At 57.2% G+C, this 17469-nt stretch carries 14 protein-coding genes; 12 read left to right on the top strand and 2 right to left on the bottom strand.

From position 1 onward, the window contains the following. The first annotated feature begins 12 nt into the window (after positions 1–12). Together Q3C01_RS32165 and Q3C01_RS32160 are read left to right on the top strand one after the other, a co-directional pair. A complete protein-coding gene (locus tag Q3C01_RS32165; protein ID WP_458149284.1) occupies positions 13–171 on the top strand; it encodes a hypothetical protein in 159 nt (52 codons plus the stop codon). Positions 172–265: 94 nt separating this feature from the next. Beyond that, positions 266–1540: a glycoside hydrolase family 28 protein gene (locus Q3C01_RS32160; RefSeq protein ID WP_458149283.1), complete on the top strand. Its 1275-nt coding sequence runs from the start codon at positions 266–268 to the stop codon at positions 1538–1540. Positions 1541–1823: 283 nt separating this feature from the next. Here the strand turns inward: Q3C01_RS32160 and Q3C01_RS32155 are convergent, their stop codons facing one another. Continuing rightward, on the bottom strand, positions 1824–3020 hold the full coding sequence (locus Q3C01_RS32155) for a pectinesterase family protein (RefSeq protein WP_458149282.1): 1197 nt from the start codon (positions 3018–3020) through the stop codon (positions 1824–1826). Between the two features lie 369 nt (positions 3021–3389). Between Q3C01_RS32155 and Q3C01_RS32150 the strand changes: the two genes are divergently transcribed. The 4 genes from Q3C01_RS32150 (at position 3390) to Q3C01_RS32135 (ending at position 8474) form a co-directional block, all read left to right on the top strand. Continuing rightward, a complete protein-coding gene (locus Q3C01_RS32150; protein WP_458149281.1) occupies positions 3390–4703 on the top strand; it encodes an LLM class flavin-dependent oxidoreductase in 1314 nt (437 codons plus the stop codon). Positions 4704–4796: 93 nt separating this feature from the next. Beyond that, positions 4797–5153: a 6-carboxytetrahydropterin synthase QueD gene (gene queD / locus Q3C01_RS32145; RefSeq protein WP_458149280.1), complete on the top strand. Its 357-nt coding sequence runs from the start codon at positions 4797–4799 to the stop codon at positions 5151–5153. Positions 5154–7021: 1868 nt separating this feature from the next. Next, positions 7022–7858 carry an SDR family NAD(P)-dependent oxidoreductase gene (locus Q3C01_RS32140; protein WP_458149279.1) on the top strand — a complete coding sequence of 279 codons (837 nt, stop codon included), beginning with the start codon at positions 7022–7024 and terminating at the stop codon, positions 7856–7858. A gap of 421 nt (positions 7859–8279) precedes the next feature. Next, complete coding sequence (locus tag Q3C01_RS32135) at positions 8280–8474, top strand: 4Fe-4S binding protein (RefSeq protein ID WP_458149278.1); 195 nt, start codon at positions 8280–8282, stop codon at positions 8472–8474. A gap of 503 nt (positions 8475–8977) precedes the next feature. On the opposite strand, the gene Q3C01_RS32130 is transcribed toward Q3C01_RS32135, so the two are convergent. Then, complete coding sequence (locus tag Q3C01_RS32130; RefSeq protein WP_458149277.1) at positions 8978–9415, bottom strand: response regulator; 438 nt, start codon at positions 9413–9415, stop codon at positions 8978–8980. A 376-nt stretch (positions 9416–9791) separates the two neighbouring features. Between Q3C01_RS32130 and nifH the strand changes: the two genes are divergently transcribed. From nifH to nifX, 6 genes are all read left to right on the top strand, one after another. Then, positions 9792–10682, top strand: a complete 891-nt coding sequence (gene nifH, locus Q3C01_RS32125) for a nitrogenase iron protein (protein WP_458149276.1) — start codon at positions 9792–9794, stop codon at positions 10680–10682. Between the two features lie 72 nt (positions 10683–10754). Next, positions 10755–12257: a nitrogenase molybdenum-iron protein alpha chain gene (nifD, locus tag Q3C01_RS32120; RefSeq protein ID WP_458149275.1), complete on the top strand. Its 1503-nt coding sequence runs from the start codon at positions 10755–10757 to the stop codon at positions 12255–12257. A 47-nt stretch (positions 12258–12304) separates the two neighbouring features. After that, complete coding sequence (gene nifK, locus Q3C01_RS32115) at positions 12305–13864, top strand: nitrogenase molybdenum-iron protein subunit beta (RefSeq protein ID WP_458149293.1); 1560 nt, start codon at positions 12305–12307, stop codon at positions 13862–13864. A gap of 114 nt (positions 13865–13978) precedes the next feature. Beyond that, positions 13979–15637, top strand: coding sequence for a nitrogenase iron-molybdenum cofactor biosynthesis protein NifE (nifE, locus tag Q3C01_RS32110; RefSeq protein WP_458149274.1), 1659 nt, complete (start codon positions 13979–13981; stop codon positions 15635–15637). 23 nt (positions 15638–15660) lie between these two features. Continuing rightward, on the top strand, positions 15661–17043 hold the full coding sequence (gene nifN / locus Q3C01_RS32105) for a nitrogenase iron-molybdenum cofactor biosynthesis protein NifN (RefSeq protein WP_458149273.1): 1383 nt from the start codon (positions 15661–15663) through the stop codon (positions 17041–17043). Positions 17044–17065: 22 nt separating this feature from the next. Beyond that, entirely contained in the window at positions 17066–17461 is a 396-nt protein-coding gene (gene nifX / locus Q3C01_RS32100; RefSeq protein ID WP_458149272.1) for a nitrogen fixation protein NifX, read from the top strand. Positions 17462–17469 lie beyond the last annotated feature (8 nt).

The raw sequence follows: 17469 nt of genomic DNA, 5'->3' as shown, positions 1-17469 counted from the left end.
ATTGAGCAGTTCATGATCGACAAGCGCTCCAGCAATTCAGATTTGCTGGCAGGCGCCGCCTCGCCTGTGATCAAAACCTGGCGAGCATCGTTTGTTTTTGTCTGGCATGGACTTACCAAACTTTTGCAAGGTTTTTTCGTCAAGCCTCTGCTGGCTTGGCCGCTTGTCTGACAACTCCGTCTAACGAGAGCTAGACGCAACTTGGCATTCGGCTTTCGGATTACAACGGCAAGCGTAGGTGGGCCGCAAAATTAAGAGGTTGTTCATGTTAGTCTCTTTGCGTTATTGGGCAGTGCTGGCCATGCTCGCCGCCGCAGGCGCCGGCGCACAAGCCAAAGATCGCCGCACGGTTGCCGAACCTGTCGCACCTAGTGATGTGTGCGTCCGCCTGTCGCCGTCGAGAGAAAACGACACGGCCAGACTGCAAGACGCCATTGCTCACTGCCCCTCTGGCTCAGCAGTTTATTTGGCCGGCGGGACGTTTCTGTCGGGCCCCCTCGAGATGAAGTCCGGAGTGACGCTATGGATCGAGCGCGACGCCACGCTTGTCGCTGTTGCCCAGCGGGAGGCCTATGACAAAGGGTTGGGAAATTGTGGTCACATCGAAGGCAAGGGTGATGGCTGCCGACCATTCATCAGCTTCTCCAAAACACGTGGAGGCGGCATCTACGGTGAGGGCACCATCGACGGCCAGGGCGGCGCGCACATGGTCGGCACTACCGAGAGCTGGTGGCAGCTGGCTCGGCGCGCGCAAGTCGAGGGCGGCTACCAGAACGTCCCACGCCTGATCCAGATTGATCATGCCCATGACATTACCCTACACGGCATCACACTGCGCAATGCGCCCAATTTCCACGTGGCTATGAACCGCGTCGAAGGTGCCACCTTTTGGGGCGTCACGATCGATACACCGGCCGACGCCCGCAATACAGATGGCATAGATCCAGGCGCCAGCCAGGATGTGACGATTACTCACTGCCAGATCCGCACTGGAGACGACAATGTGGCTATCAAAGCAGGCAACAATGGTCCAACACGCCATATTTCCATTATCGACAACTACTTCGGCTGGGGGCACGGCATGTCGATCGGCAGTGAGGTGAGCTCAGGTGTCAGCGACATACTGGTGCACGGCCTGACCCTGGACGGCACGACGTCTGGCCTGCGCATTAAGAGCGATGTCAGCCGGGGCGGTCTGGTGGAGAGGGTGACCTATGAGAATGTGTGCCTGCGCGGCAACCGATGGCCTATCTCTTTCGATACTCACTATGACGTCCATGCATACGGTAACCGAATTCCGGTCTACCGAAAGATCGCTCTACGCCACGTGCGTGGCGGTGATGGTGCACTGGTGATGCACGGACTTGATGGAGGCCATGCCCTTGAGATTGCGCTCGACGATGTGCAATTTTCCGATTCTGCGACTTGGCAGGTGGAAAATGCAGATGTGGTGGTTTCCGACGTATGGCCGCCGTTGCGGAGTGGGCAAGCCCCACTATCGTCCAGTGCATGGGAAGGCTGTGCAAAGGCATTCCGCTAACCACCTAGCAAAGCCCTGAACGGCCCCGCGCCCCGCTAGTACTCATGACTTCGCTGTAGCAGCACTTGACCAAACAAGAATGGTAGGCGCTTTGAAGCTGGCTGGTGTTGTTACTCGGAACCTAATTGCGGGATAAGCTTTGGCTGTCCGAGAATCTGACGAGGTTCGCGAGGCGGCTCGAAAACCTTAATGGGGTGGATAATAAGACAGTGCACCCGTGTGCGCGCGAGAGAACGGCGCGACGGCAGATGGATCAGAAATTCTGCGGACCGGCCCATAGTTCCTATTTTGACGATGAGCTCGGCAGCCAGTTCGTGTCATCAGCAAAAAATGATTTGAGCGACCATTGCTTGGCTTCGTTGTCGGTCAGTTGATGGGAGTAAGGCTCCCGTCCCCTGAGATTGGCGCCGATTCCGGTGGATTGGTATTCGGCATAGTAGGCTGTGGTCAGTCTGTTGGTCTTGCCGCGATCCCACTCGCTCCAGCCTTCCGCTATCACCGGCGCATTCATCTTAGTGGATAAGAAGATCACCGTAGCATAAGAGCGCCAAGGGCGGCCGAGGGCGATGCCGCGTGCGGCTGGATCAGCTGTGAGAGTGCAATGGTCAAAAACATAGGCGCTGTCGTCCTCCGGAGAGTCTTTGCTTTGTGCGGTGTACACCACAGCCTGATTGGCGACGCCGTGCAGCTCACAGCGCTGGAAATACGCCTTGGCGTTGCCGAATATATAGTCGACATGTCCCTCGATGTAGCAGTCCGAAAAGTATTGTCGTGCTCTTCGGCCATTCGGCCCCTTGTTGGCGAATAGCGTGTCTTGTGCGCCAAGTAGGCGAGTGCGGGTAATAACATCCTTGTCCCCAGTAATAGCCAGCGCCACCGCCTGCGACGGCGGATTGACCGGATTTAGGGCATAGTCGTTTTGTATCGTTAGATTGTCGAGACGGAAGTCATCGCCGGATGCGTCCATTGTGGCGGAACGAACGGTTCCACCCACTTTGATCGCGCCGTCGCCGTAGACGACAATCGTGTCTTCCGACTTCTTCCCGGTGCCTGTGATATGAACGCCGGATTTGCCGACCTTCACCTTCTCGCGATAGATGCCCGGCGCAATCAGAATGTCGCCGCCTCGAGCTGGCAATGCGTCTATAGCCTCCTGGATGGAGCGATATGCTTTGTCGCCGAATTGCGAGACCTGAAGTTGCTCAGCATAGGCTTTGGGGAGCTGAAAGCAGCTGGTCAGAATGGCAGTGGAAATCAGGATATATCGCATAAGATCCCCATTCCTTGTCGGGCCAGTTGCACGCTTGATATAGCGGTTAGAATCCAGCCGGCTGCAATGCTCGCCCAAACCAGCTGCGTCCAACATGTGCTTATAGGGCAGCTTCCTACCCGTCGCACGCCTAGATGCACGGGGCAACTTCAATCGTGAATGACGATCGCGCCCCTTCTCTTCGGCGCGAATATTGTCGAAACTCGACACTTGGTCTGTCTTGTCTCGCTCTGGCTTGCTTCGGAGAGGCACATGTCAGAAACACGACATTCGGTCGAGAACGCTATGTCGGCGCGATGCAAGTCGTTGCATTTCCTTCTTCATCGCGGCTTACCGACCCTGGCACGCCGATTGCTCGGTGGTCAAAGGGCGCCGTCACGACGATAGTGCAGTCGCTGACGTTGGCTTCCAAAGAGCGGCAGTGCAGGCGTGCAAGTCGGGGTGAAGGCTGTGCCAACAAATGCGGAGCAAGAACGCAGATCGGATGGTGCCTCTAGCCAGCGACCGATGGCGTGACATGCCCGTCGCATCCGAGAATCACAAAGCGCTCTATGAATGTTCCGCCCCAGAGGAAAACAGATGAAGCTTGGAGTGTTCTATGAACACCAATTACCGCAGCCTTGGGAAAATGGCGGCGAGCGAAAATTATTCGACAACGCGCTGGAGCAGATCGAGCTCGCCGATCAGCTCGGATTCGATTACATGTGGCAGGTCGAGCATCATTTCCTGGAGGAATACTCACACTCGTCCGCACCCGAAGTCTTTCTGGGTGCTGTTTCGCAGCGTACGAAGAATATCCGTATCGGCCATGGCGTTTGTCTTTCGCCACCGCTCTACAATCATCCAGCGAGGGTAGCTGAGCGCCTCGCCACGCTCGATCTCATCTCTGGAGGACGCGTCGAGTGGGGAACTGGAGAATCGGCCTCGCTCATTGAGATGCATGGGTTTGGGATAGAACCTGGGCAGAAGCATGCCATGTGGCGGGAAGCCGTCGAACAGACCGCCAATATGATGACGATGCGGCCGTATCCGGGATACGAGGGGCGGTTCTTCAAAATGCCACCCCGCAACATCGTGCCAAAGCCGATACAGAAACCGCACCCACCGCTCTGGATGGCGTGTTCGCGGCGCGACAGCATCTTGCGCGCCGCGCGTCATGGAGTAGGCGCGCTGGTATTTGGGTTTGTCGAAGCGTCTCAGGCAAAACTCTGGCGGGACGAATACTATGAGACAATCAAGTCAGACGAATGTGTTCCCATCGGTCATTCGGTGAACGCCAATATTGCAACGCTCAACGGTATGATGGTTCATGAGAGTGCCGAAGAAGCGATGCGTCGCGGAATCGATGGCTTCAAGTTTTTCGGATATTCGATCGCACACTATGCGATATATGGTGAACATCGTCCTGGACACACGAATTTGTGGCGGCGCTTCCAAGCGATCAAGGACGACGTGAAGGAAACCCCGGGCTCAGGTAGTATCGGTCGGCCTCAGAGCGTTCGTGACCATCTCATGAGCTACGCGGAGGTCGGTATCGACCAGATGATCTTCATCCAGCAATGCGGGCTGAATAAGCACGAGCACATCTGCGAGGCACTCGAGCTGTTTGCCAAAGAGGTTATGCCCACGTTGAAAGAACGGGAAGACGAGCGCGTCCGACATAAAGAAGAGGAACTGGCACCCTACGTCGAGGCGGCGCTGGCCCGCAAGCACTTAATGCCGGAGCTGCGCGAAACGGACATCCCCAACATCGAGGCTATGGGCATCATACTCGAGCGTCGCACCGGTAAGGACTACGCTTCGGCGGGCGGCACCTTCGCCGATCCGACCCGCGGAGGCGCCATTCCGATGGCTTCACGCGAAGTTTTTGCCAAGGCAGCCAAGGTCGACTGATGGCGAAGTTCACCGCGGAACTCGCCGGAGTTCTTTCGGTGTCGCTCGCATCGGCTACGGCGGAGCCCCAAACCTGCCAGCATCTAGGCCCCAATGAAGATAGCACACTCGTTCAAATTCGAGGCGGCTCACCGTCTCCCGAACGTGCCGGCTGCACATAGGTGCAGCCGCATGCACGGGCATTCCTATCGCATTGAAGTGCAGCTCGATGGACCGGTGGATCCGGTCACAGGATTTGTCATAGATTTTTCTGACCTCGAAGATCATTTCGTCGAAGTGATGAATGCACTCGATCATCGATGTCTTAACGAGGTCGAAGGATTGGGAAATCCTACGGCGGAAAATATTGCCATTTGGATCTGGGAAAGACTGTGTCGCAAACTTCAAGGATTGTCGTGCGTTCGCGTCTATGAAACATCCGATGCTTGGGCCGAATATGACGGACGATGACATGATAATCAGCCTATGGTCGGCCGCTGGGGTTAGCTAGAGCGGCTCGAATGCTGAATTCGCGGCTGCACACAAAGCTCGCGAAATGGAAATCCCGCCTGAACGAGCTCTTGAGATGGCCTTGTACGGCAGAACGGATGCTAAGCATCTCGCTGAAGGCAGATCTAGTGACGCGCGAGAGAGGAATGGTCGCACTGCGTGACCCCCAACGTCCAGCGAGCTGGCCGAATCAACGTATCGATCATGACATTTGCCGGTACACGGAGCTACACGACGCGGGTCAGCCCTGACAGCCTGGGACGCTAGAGACGGCGCTAGAGAAGGGATGGCTGAAGCGTCCCGGGGCACCTTGTCAGGAATAGAGTGCGCCGGGTCCGCCAGACATCGCCAGTATATTCTGACAATGTGTCCGCCAATGAATCAAGCCGCGTGGCAAATTTGAGGCGGGCCCAGTCAGTCAAAGCAATCGCCTCCACGATATTCTGACTCAGAGCCCGACAGAGCTTGAGTCGCACGTTACGTCACGTTGTAGATCGCGCCATAGGTGATACCGACCTAGCAAGGGCACAATATATGACGTTCTCACACTGCATGTCCGGAAAGGACGGCGTTGCTCTCCTTTTCATTTTACTTTCCATCTTCTTTGCTAGCTTTGGGTTCGCCTATGCCGCGATCGAATCGCGGTTTCGGCGAGGTAACCACTACAGACTGAACGTGCTTGATGCGCCCCCCAGTGTCGGCTCTCCAGGCGCCTGCGACCGGGATAGCGAGGACCAATAAGCGCACAGATGGATCTCCGCCTAGCGTGCGGTTCCCTTAACGTCAAATGGCTCATACAGGGGAGAGCGGGAAGCATACATCAAGTCCGCAGTTGATCGTGAGTGTCCTGCACACGGATTTACGAGCTCGCTCGCGGGTCATTCCGAGGCGCGCGAATCACGATCCTCCGGGTTGGCTAACGCACGAGGCCGCTACATCACACCTACGAGCCGATAACGCCACGTTGCACGAACTAGGCAGCATACCAATTGAACCAGCGCCCACGGCCATGTTGAACAGCTGCACAACTAGCCGCTCCAGGTAAATCACTGTGCTTGAAGCTTATAAAGCGATGGGCACACACGACGTGTCGCGCGAAACCGTCGCGCTGTTAAACAGAAGCGTTCCAAGACGGTCATACACGGTCCTGGCTCCAATGTCCTAAGGTGGGACCACTTGCCAAGTATCTATCGATCGTTGAGCGGCGCCACCGGAAGGGCGCTCGCAAAAGCGAAAGCGTCAATGGCGCGAGCAGGTTTCTTGTAGTCAGTCGTCTTGGATGCAAACGCAAATTCTCAGACTTTACCAACTGACGCTACGTGCGATTCAAGCTCTATCGAAGTACTCACGTGAAATATGTTTTGCTGCCGTGGAGCAGGGCTATGCGCCTAAGTTTTGCCACGCTAGTCGCTTCAGTCAGAGCAGCATCATCACGGACGTACTGGTGGTGCAGAGGCGGGACCCGGCGCATTTTGCGGGCGGCAAAGTGCGCCGGGCGCCTCGGTTGATCGCGTGCCGAAATGCGCGGAAATCCTAGTCGATTGCGACGAAGTGTGTTGTCGGAGGACGGTCGGTGTCTCAGGCTGGAAAGCCAGTGGGGCTCCTGCTCGAGCATGCCTGGTCATCCCGCACGCCACGTGATCCGACCTCAACGCCGCATCTTGTTCGAGAGGCAGCGAGCTTTTGGACCGAGCCGACGAACATGTCGGTAAACTGACATTTGGCCATGTGCATCTCGTCTTGCAGTTTCCGGCCCTGGTCCAATTATTGCTAATTCCTTGTCGTAGATGCCGAGATTGCTCATCTAATCAAGTCCTAAAGGAGCTCGCTTGCCGCTTGTTGAATCAAAAGGAGACTGCGTTGCTGATCCGACCTCTGCGTCGGCTCTAGCGCTCTGTCCGTTTCATGACGATAACTCACACGCGCAGGCTGGCGGAAGGAAGACGCTTGTATTAACCGGCGCTTCGCGCGGCATCGGCCACGCGACGGGAAAGTTGTTTTCGCAAGCTGGTTGGCGCATCATCTCCTGTTCTCGACACCCCTTCGATAGCCGGTGCCCCTGGGAGTCGGGAAACAATAACCATGTGCAGGTTGAGTTGAGCGATCATCGCGCGTTGCCTGGCGCGATTAACGAAATCAGGAAGCGGCTCAATGGAGAGCCGCTTCACGCGCTGATCAACAATGCGGCCATCTCCCCCAAGGCCCCGGATGGAGGCCGACTGAATTCGCTAACAACATCCATCGGAACTTGGATGAGCGTGTTTCACGTCAATTTGGTCGCGCCGATTCTGCTCGCCCAAGGTCTGTTCGAAGAATTGAAAGTAGCATCTGGCTCAATCGTCAACGTCACCTCAATCGTTGGCACTCGTGTGCATCCTTTCGCCGGTACGGCCTACGCGACCTCCAAGGCAGCGCTTGCCTGTCTCACGCGCGAGATGGCACATGACTACGCGCCGTTCGGGATTCGGGTCAATGCGATCGCGCCAGGCGAGATCAAGACCGACATCCTCTCGCCGGAGACCGAAGCGAAGCTAGCGCCGATCATACCGCTACACCGTGTCGGTACGCCGGACGAGGTTGCGAAGGTTATCTTCTTCCTCTGTTCAAACGCGGCGAGCTATGTCACAGGTGCGGAAGTGCCCATCAATGGCGGACAGCACGTGTGACTGTGGCAAACGGGACAAAAATGCCCGCATAGACGACAAAATCGCTGTCGCTAGTCCGACGGCGCAACTAGAACGTCTCAGGTGACTTACAATTGTGCAAAACTTGAAGTCGAGCAGGTGTGAGGCGGAGCGGACAAGGCGCTGTTCATGGTGACGGCGCTACCTGCTGGTCGTCGTTGTGCAACCGAACACGCTAAAGCCCAAGTCGCATCTCTTGAGATCGCTGCAGATCGGCTACACGCTCAAGTCGTTCGTGTTTGATAAGTCTGGCGGGCATCACAAATGCGAGATGCCATATGGCTCGCGACGACGCACGTCTCACCGATAATGTCGGGCTTTCCAATCTCGCGCGTGTGGCACGATGCTTGAAGGGAAGATATCGACGTCGAATGGCATCGTTTACGCGCAGGAGTCACAATTCATGGCTTACAAGATCGTCGCCTCGCAATGCTCGGTTTGCGGTGCATGTGAGTTCGAGTGTCCGAACGGCGCGATCAGTCTAAAGCGCGACACATATGTGATTGATGCCAAAAAGTGTACGGAGTGCGAGGGGAGTTGCGATACTCCGCAATGCGCGGTCGTCTGTCCAGTGGAGGGCACATGCATCCCCGCCTGACGATGTCGAGGAGGATGTTGGCTAGATAGCGTCGATGAGAGATCATCGGTGCATGGGCGCTGAATTGTCGAGCGGCGCGGCGAGCTTCGCGCTAACTTGCGGGTGGTATCGTCGTGGCCAGCGATTGGTGGATGGTTGGCAGCTTAGAACCGTGCACGCGGCATCCACCTCGACCAATCGCAGTCACTTTTGGGGCTTTGATACCCGAGGCTTCTGTCCGAAAATCGCATCAACCGGAGAAGGAAGAACTCCCGAGTTTCAGGACATTATGCGCTCGGAGGCCGAAAGAGATGGTTTCCTCATAGCATCCGGCTCGAGGTGGCGATTGTCGATAGTCGCGGCGCAAGAGCTCGCGATCGGAGCGGCTTCAATCCGGTGCCCGCGGCCAAACCGCTAAGGTGGTGCTGAAAAGCAGGTATAAATTTCATGCCGATCGCGGAGGCCATTCGCGAGCTGGCGCAGATCGACAGCAATTCGGCTATCCGAAGTCGCGTAAGAAGCGCCTAATCGAACGCGACAGAAATGACATGGGATGGTCCGCGGGGAACGTCCGGTACGCCCAACGCTTCTCTGACGGCACCGCAGACAGAATCGAAAGAGATAGGATTGCTGATAACCCCGTGTGCGCCACGTTCAAGCCCGGCCTGCACGACAGGATCGGATTCCCGTTCAGCTACGAGCAGGATCTTGGCGTTCGTGAACACCCTGTTGACTTCTTCCAGTACTGCCTGGCCTCGATCTCGCAGGATGGCGATGCCGATCAGTACCACGGCGGGAGTCTTCATAGGTGATGAAATAGCCTCATCCACAGCGGCAAAAGCACGTGTCTGATACTGCTCGCGCAGGATGTAGTCGAGCGCGGAACGCACCACCTGCTCGGGTTCGATCAGGAAGATGGTCGGACGGTCTTCAGTCGCAGAAACCTCGGCTTCCAACTGCATGATACCCTCGGTGCGTTGTTTGCTGTGTGTCAAGCAAGCTCCGGACCGAAAATGCGGTCAGCGGCGTGCGGTAGGATAACTGCCGATTTGGCTAGTCGGTAAGACAAGCGTTGCCGTATTTCGGACAGGCGGGTGCGACGAAACGTCGAGCCTTGCCTATGTCGGACTTGCAACAAAGCCCATCTGAGCCGGTATCCGTCTCCACTTACATCGGTTTTCGTCCCGAACAGGCGCTGGCACGCTCGTTGCAAAAGTCGTTACCCGAGCGCGAGGCTGTCGACCATCGTACTCGGCTTCGCTTTGATGCGGCGAGCTGGACGATTGGATCAGGACAGAGCGCAGTAGGCAGATCGTCAATCGGTTGATGGAGAGCAACATGTCTTCACTGAGACAAATCGCGTTTTATGGCAAAGGTGGTATCGGCAAATCGACGACCTCGCAGAACACGCTCGCAGCACTCGCCGAAATGGGTCACAAGATCCTGATCGTCGGCTGCGACCCGAAGGCGGACTCGACGCGCCTGATTCTGCACGCCAAGGCGCAGGACACGATCCTGAGTCTCGCGGCAAGCGCCGGCAGCGTCGAGGACCTCGAGATCGAGGACGTCTTGAAGGTCGGCTACCAGGATATTCGCTGCGTCGAATCCGGAGGTCCGGAGCCGGGCGTCGGCTGCGCCGGCCGTGGCGTCATCACCTCGATCAACTTCCTGGAAGAGAACGGGGCCTACGAGGACATCGATTACGTGTCATATGACGTGCTCGGCGATGTCGTCTGCGGCGGATTTGCAATGCCGATACGTGAGAACAAGGCGCAAGAAATCTATATCGTTATGTCCGGCGAGATGATGGCGATGTATGCCGCCAACAACATCTCCAAGGGCATTCTAAAGTATGCCAATTCCGGCGGCGTGCGGCTCGGCGGCTTGATCTGCAACGAGAGGCAGACCGACAAGGAGCTGGAGCTGGCGGAAGCGCTCGCCAAGAAGCTCGGCACCCAGTTGATCCACTTCGTACCCCGCGACAACGTCGTCCAGCACGCCGAGCTGCGCCGCATGACGGTGCTGGAATATGCGCCGGACTCCAAGCAAGCAGAGCACTATCGCAACCTTGCGAACAAAATTCACAACAATGGAGGCAAGGGCATCATCCCGACCCCGATCAGCATGGACGAACTTGAGGACATGCTGATGGAGCACGGCATCATGAAGGCGATCGATGAAAGCGAGGTCGGTAAGACTGCTTCCGAGCTTGCCGCCGTGTCAGCGTAGCCCGAACCGCATACTTGGCATCGAGAAAGCGTCGATGCCGAAAACGCGCAGGATAATTGGAAGGATATTCGTATGAGCCTGGCATCTACCCAGAGCGTCGCAGAGATCAAGGCCCGCAATAAGGAGCTGATTGACGAAGTGTTGAAGGTCTACCCGGAGAAGACCGCCAAGCGCCGCGCAAAGCATCTTAACGTGCACGAGGCTGGCAAGTCCGACTGCGGCGTCAAATCGAATCTCAAATCGATCCCGGGAGTAATGACTATTCGCGGTTGCGCCTATGCCGGATCCAAAGGGGTGGTGTGGGGTCCGATCAAGGACATGATCCACATCAGCCACGGCCCGGTCGGTTGCGGGCAGTATTCCTGGGGATCGCGGCGCAATTATTATGTCGGTACCACCGGCATCGATACCTTCGGAACCATGCAGTTCACCTCCGACTTCCAGGAAAAGGACATTGTCTTCGGCGGCGACAAGAAGCTCGTCAAGGTGATCGACGAGATCCAGGACCTGTTTCCGCTTAACCGCGGAATAAGCATCCAGTCGGAATGCCCGATCGGCCTGATCGGCGATGACATAGAGGCGGTCTCGAGGGTCAAATCGAAGGAATATGACGGCAAGACAATCGTTCCGGTGCGCTGCGAAGGCTTCCGCGGCGTATCGCAGTCGCTTGGTCACCATATCGCAAACGACGCCATACGCGACTGGGTGTTCGACAAGATCACCCCGGAGGCAGAACGGCGATTCGAACCAACGGCCTATGACGTTGCCATCATCGGCGACTACAACATCGGCGGCGACGCCTGGTCTTCTCGCATTCTCCTGGAGGAGATGGGCCTTCGCGTGATTGCGCAATGGTCGGGCGACGGCAGTCTTGCCGAGCTTGAGGCGACGCCGAAGGCGAAGCTGAACATCCTGCACTGCTACCGCTCGATGAACTACATCTCTCGCCACATGGAAGAGAAGTACGGCATTCCGTGGTGCGAGTACAACTTCTTCGGCCCATCCAAAATCGTAGAGTCCCTGCGGAAGATCGCGAGCTTCTTCGACGACAAGATCAAGGAGGGGGCCGAGCGCGTCATCGTGAAATACCAGCCGCTGACGGACGCCGTCATCGCCAAGTACCGACCGCGTCTAGAGGGCAAGTCCGTGATGCTTTTCGTGGGTGGCCTGCGCCCTCGGCACGTGATTGGCGCTTATGAAGACCTTGGTATGGAGGTCATCGGGACCGGCTACGAGTTCGGTCACAACGACGATTATCAGCGCACCGCCCAGCACTATGTCAAGGACGGCACATTGATTTATGACGACGTCACCGGCTACGAGTTCGAGCGCTTCGTCGAGAAGATGCAGCCTGACCTCGTTGGTTCTGGCATCAAGGAGAAGTACGTGTTCCAGAAGATGGGAGTGCCGTTCCGGCAAATGCATTCCTGGGACTATTCGGGTCCTTATCACGGCTACGATGGGTTCGCGATCTTCGCCCGAGACATGGACATGGCAGTCAATTCCCCGATCTGGAAGAAAACCAAGGCGCCGTGGAAGGACGCCCCGCGTCCAAGTCTGATGGCGGCGGAATAGGCGAGCCGGGCCAGACGATCGAACACGAATCCAAAAAGGACGCCACGATGACCCAGAATGCCGAAAACGTGCTCGATCATTTCGAGCTGTTCCGAGGTCCGGAATACCAGCAGATGCTGGCCAATAAAAGAGCGCTCTTCGAGAATGCGCATGACCCCGCGGAGGTTGCGCGTATCCGCGAATGGACCAAAACACCCGAATATCGCGAGAAGAACTTCGCGCGCGAGGAACTGACCATCAATCCGGCCAAGGCCTGCCAGCCGTTAGGTGCGGTGTTTGCTTCGGTCGGCTTCGAGGGCACCTTGCCCTTCGTGCACGGCTCACAGGGCTGCGTCGCCTACTACCGAAGCCACCTATCACGACACTTCAAGGAGCCGACCTCCTGTGTTTCCTCGTCGATGACCGAAGACGCAGCCGTATTCGGCGGTCTCAACAACATGATCGACGGGCTCGCCAACAGCTATAACATGTACAAACCGAAGATGATTTCGGTCTCGACCACCTGCATGGCGGAAGTGATCGGCGACGATCTCAACGCCTTCATCAAGACCTCGAAGGAAAAGGGGTCGGTGCCGGCCGAGTTCGATGTTCCCTTCGCTCATACGCCTGCCTTCGTCGGTAGCCACGTCACCGGATATGACAACGCCCTGAAAGGCATCATCGAGCATTTCTGGGACGGAAAAGCTGGGTCCGAGCCCAAGCTTGAGCGCGAGCCGAGCGATAAGATCAACTTCATCGGCGGCTTCGACGGCTACACCGTAGGCAACATCCGCGAGATGAAGCGTATTTTCGAATTGATGGGGATCGGATACACGATCCTGGCGGATAACAGTGACGTGTTCGACACACCCACTGACGGTGAGTTTCGCATGTATGGTGGCGGCACCACGCTGAAAGACGCCGCAGATGCGATCCACGCCAAGGCGACCATCTCCATGCAGCAATACTGTACGGAGAAAACGCTACCGTTCATCGCGAGCCATGGCCAGCAAGTCGTTGCGTTCAACCATCCGGTCGGCGTCAGCGCGACCGACGACTTCCTGATGACGCTATCGCGCATTACGGGCAAAGTAATCCCAAAAATCTTGGAACAAGAGCGCGGTCGTCTGGTCGACGCCATGGCGGACTCAAGCGCACACATTCACGGTAAGAAGTTCGCAATCTACGGCGATCCCGACCTTTGCTATGGCTTGGCCAACTTCCTGCTCGAGCTAGGGGCCGAACCGACGCACGTCCTGTCGACCAACGGCAACAAGGCCTGGGAAGAGAAGATGAAGGCGCTGTTCGCCGGTTCGCAGTTCGGCAAAGACTGCCATGCCTATCCGGGTAAGGACCTCTGGCACATGCGTTCGCTGCTGTTCACCGAGCCGGTCGATTTTCTAATCGGCAACACTTATGGCAAGTACCTGGAGCGCGATACCGGCACGCCGCTGATCCGCATCGGCTTCCCGGTTTTCGATCGGCACCATCATCACCGCTATCCGGTTTGGGGTTATCAGGGTGGGATGAATGTACTGGTGAAGATACTTGATAAGATTTTTGAGGAGATCGACAAGAGCACCAACGTGGTCGGAAAAACGGACTATAGCTTCGACATCATCCGCTGATGAGGGCGTGTCTCCGCCTCATTGCGGCTTGTCGCCGCCGTGAGGTGGGATATTCGCACCAGCCCGCCTATCGACCGTGTCCGAACCAGAAAACGTCTGCGGAAGGAGACAACCGTGACTTCGCTATCGGCGACCATCCAAGACGTCTTCAACGAGGCGAATTGCGTCGAAAACGCCAACAAATCGGCGGCTGCCCGCAAGAAAGGCTGCACCAAGCAACTGCAGCCTGGCGGGGCCGCCGGAGGTTGCGCTTTTGATGGCGCCAAGATTGCGCTGCAACCGTTTACCGATGTCGCTCATCTGGTTCATGGCCCGATCGCGTGCGAAGGAAACTCCTGGGACAATCGCGGTTCTGTTTCCTCAGGCTCCGATCTCTGGCGTAGGAGCTTCACGACCGATATGCAAGAAATCGACGTCGTGTTCGGCGGCGAGAAGCGGCTATACAAAGCCATAAAGGAAATCATCCGGAAGTACGATCCCTCGGCGATCTTCGTCTATCAAACCTGCGTTCCGGCGATGATCGGCGACGACATTGATGCGGTCTGCAAGATCGCCACAGCGAAATGCGGCAGGCCCGTCATTCCCGTCAATGCCCCAGGATTTGTCGGCTCGAAGAACCTCGGCAATAAGCTCGCCGGCGAAGCGCTGCTGAGACACGTGATCGGTACGCGGGAACCAGAGTACACGACGCCCTACGACATCAATCTTATCGGCGAATACAACCTGTCCGGTGAGTTCTGGCAGGTCAAGCCGCTGTTGGACGAACTCGGAATTCGCATCCTGTCCTGCATCTCCGGTGATGGCAAATATCGCGACGTCGCCTGCTCACATCGGGCGCGCGCGGCAATGATGGTGTGCTCGAAGTCCCTGATCAATGTCGCGGGCAAGATGAAGGAGCGGTACGGCATCCCATTCTTCGAAGGATCATTCTACGGTATCCAAGACTCCAGCGAGTCTCTGCGCGAGATTGCGCGCATGCTGATCGAGCGCGGCGCGCCGGCCGAGTTGATGGAACGCACCGAGCTCACAATCGCACGCGAGGAAGCAAAGGCGAGGGCCGCGATCGAGTTCTTCAAGCCGCGTTTTGCGGGCAAAAAGGTGCTGCTCGTCACCGGTGGCGTGAAATCGTGGTCGGTCGTCGCAGCTTTGCAGGAGGCGGGGCTCGAGATCGTCGGCACTTCTGTTAAAAAATCAACCAGGGAGGACAAGGAGCGCATCCAAAAATTGATGGGCCATGATGCTCACATGATCGATGATCTGACGCCGCGTGAAATGTACAAGATGCTCAAAGAAGCAAAGGCCGACATCATGCTCTCAGGCGGCAAGTCGCAATTTGTTGCCTTGAAAACAGCGACGCCGTGGCTCGATATCAATCAGGAGCGCTGCCACGCCTATATGGGCTATCTCGGCATCGTAAAGCTGATGGAAGAGATCGATAAGGCGCTCTACAACCCAATATGGGATCAGCTCCGTAAACCCGCGCCGTGGGCCGATGCCGACGTCACCTGGAAAGCCAAGTCGCTTGCGCAGGTAGATGTGGCGACTGCCGATGGCCCGAATCTAGATTGTGTCGAAACGTCGCGCCGCGCTAAAGGAGCCTTCCCTTGCCGAACTCTTGATCTTGGTGTCATCAAGGGTAGCGTTGTCGCTTTCGGCTCGACTATGGTCCTCGCGCAGCACGGTGAGGCTCCCGACGCCTGCGGCGCTAGTGAGCGAGGGATCGCGGACTTTACTGCGGCCGAGCCTACTTCCACGCAGCAGGCAGCAGAGTAAGACGGTAAAGCAGGTTCCGAGCCATGGCTATCGTTACCAATTCCAATAAGGCCTGCTCGAGCAATCCGCTCAAGATGAGCCAGCCGATCGGCGGCTCCTTTGCCTTCTTGGGGCTTCGGGGAGCAATGCCGCTCCTACACGGTTCCCAGGGCTGCACGTCCTTCGGCTTGACCCTATTTGTCCGCCATTTCAAGGAGGCAGTGCCGCTGCAGACCACCGCGATGAGTGAGGTTGCCACGGTGCTTGGTGGCTACGAGAATGTCGAGCAGGCGATCCTCAATATCTACAATCGTACCAAGCCCGAAATTATCGGCATCAATTCGACCGGAGTCACTGAGACCAAGGGTGACGATGTCGAAGCGTTCATCCGCCTTGTGCGGCAGAAGCATCCGCAGCTCGAGAAATTGCCGCTCGTCTACGTTTCGACGCCGGATTTCAAGGACGCCTTTCAGGATGGCTGGGAAAAGACCGTGGCGCGCGTAGTCGAGGTGCTTGTCGATCCCGTCGATGCGGCCGCGCCACGCGACCTCTCACGCGTTAACGTCCTGCCTGGCTGCCACCTGACCCCCGGCGACCTTGAGGAGCTACGGACGATTTTTGAGGATTTTGGGCTGAGGCCGTCCTTCCTGCCGGATATCGCCGGTTCGCTCGACGGTCACATTCCCGATGAGTTCACGCCTACCACGATCGGTGGGATCGGGGTCGACGAGATCGCGACTATGGGACAGGCGGCTTGGACGATCGCGATCGGTGCTCAGATGAGGCGCGCGGCCGAGGCCATGCAAGCAAGGACGGGCGTGCCGTTCCGGCTGTTCGAGCGGCTCTGTGGCCTCGTCCCAAGCGATGTATTCATCGCATCTGTGAGCGAGATCAGCGGCAAGCCGGTTCCGCCAAAATACTGCCGGCAGCGTGGCCAGCTCGCGGACGCCATGCTGGATGCGCATTTCCATATCGGCGGTCGAAAGCTCGCCATTGGGGCCGAGCCGGACCTCTTGTTCGACATTTCCAGCATGCTCTACGAGATGGGCGCGCAGCTGACCGCGGCAGTGACGACAACGGCCTCTCCGGTGCTCGAACGCGTCAGGATGCGTGAGGTCATCATCGGCGATCTTGAAGATCTGGAGGAGCTTGCCAAAACGCGCGAGTGCGATCTCCTGATCTCCCATTCCCACGGCCGCCAGGCGGCAGCACGGCTGAACATTCCATTCTACCGTGCCGGCTTTCCGATGTTCGATCGCCTTGGCGCAGGTCACCAAATGACGGTCGGCTATCGCGGCACGCGCGAGCTGATCTTTGAGCTCGCCAATCTCATCATTGCCGACCGCGAGGACAACCGCCAGCCGACGCCGGACACCTGGCGCATCACCGACAGCGGCCTACGTGTCGTTCCTCCGCGGCTGAATTGACGCGAAGAGAGGATTTACGCCGATGAAAGTCGCATTCGCCACCCAGGATCTGAAGCGAGTAGATGCCCATTTTGGTTGGGCCAAAAATATCGCCATCTATGACGTCAGGCCCGAGGGGCATAGCTTTGTCGAAGCCATCCAGTTTGAGGGCGACCTTAAGGACGACGGCAATGAGGACAAGCTCGCGCCGAAGATCGAAGCTATCAAAGACTGCTCCATCCTCTATGTTGCGGCGATCGGCGGCTCAGGCGCCGCGCGCGTCGTCGCAAATAACATCCATCCTATGAAGGTGAACCAGCCTGAAGCGATCGACGATCTCTGTATCAAGCTTGAGGCCGTACTAAAAGGCTTACCTCCACCCTGGTTGCGCAAAGTGCTTGCCAAGGGCCAGGAACGCTCGTTTGATTTCGAGGATTAAGGTAACCG

It is taken from the genome of Bradyrhizobium sp. UFLA05-109 (assembly GCF_054185165.1).
The sequence above is the reverse complement of the archived record's forward strand: the minus strand, read 5'-3'. Positions and strand labels throughout refer to the sequence as shown.

Coding starts and splice junctions, on each gene's coding strand:
- nifK (WP_458149293.1), top strand. CDS start 12,305: ATGACCCAGAATGCCGAAAACGTGCTCGATCATTTCGAGCTGTTCCGA.
- nifX (WP_458149272.1), top strand. CDS start 17,066: ATGAAAGTCGCATTCGCCACCCAGGATCTGAAGCGAGTAGATGCCCAT.
- queD (WP_458149280.1), top strand. CDS start 4,797: ATGAAGATAGCACACTCGTTCAAATTCGAGGCGGCTCACCGTCTCCCG.
- nifH (WP_458149276.1), top strand. CDS start 9,792: ATGTCTTCACTGAGACAAATCGCGTTTTATGGCAAAGGTGGTATCGGC.
- Q3C01_RS32150 (WP_458149281.1), top strand. CDS start 3,390: ATGAAGCTTGGAGTGTTCTATGAACACCAATTACCGCAGCCTTGGGAA.
- nifD (WP_458149275.1), top strand. CDS start 10,755: ATGAGCCTGGCATCTACCCAGAGCGTCGCAGAGATCAAGGCCCGCAAT.
- Q3C01_RS32130 (WP_458149277.1), bottom strand. CDS start 9,415: ATGCAGTTGGAAGCCGAGGTTTCTGCGACTGAAGACCGTCCGACCATC.
- nifN (WP_458149273.1), top strand. CDS start 15,661: ATGGCTATCGTTACCAATTCCAATAAGGCCTGCTCGAGCAATCCGCTC.
- Q3C01_RS32160 (WP_458149283.1), top strand. CDS start 266: ATGTTAGTCTCTTTGCGTTATTGGGCAGTGCTGGCCATGCTCGCCGCC.
- Q3C01_RS32165 (WP_458149284.1), top strand. CDS start 13: ATGATCGACAAGCGCTCCAGCAATTCAGATTTGCTGGCAGGCGCCGCC.
- Q3C01_RS32135 (WP_458149278.1), top strand. CDS start 8,280: ATGGCTTACAAGATCGTCGCCTCGCAATGCTCGGTTTGCGGTGCATGT.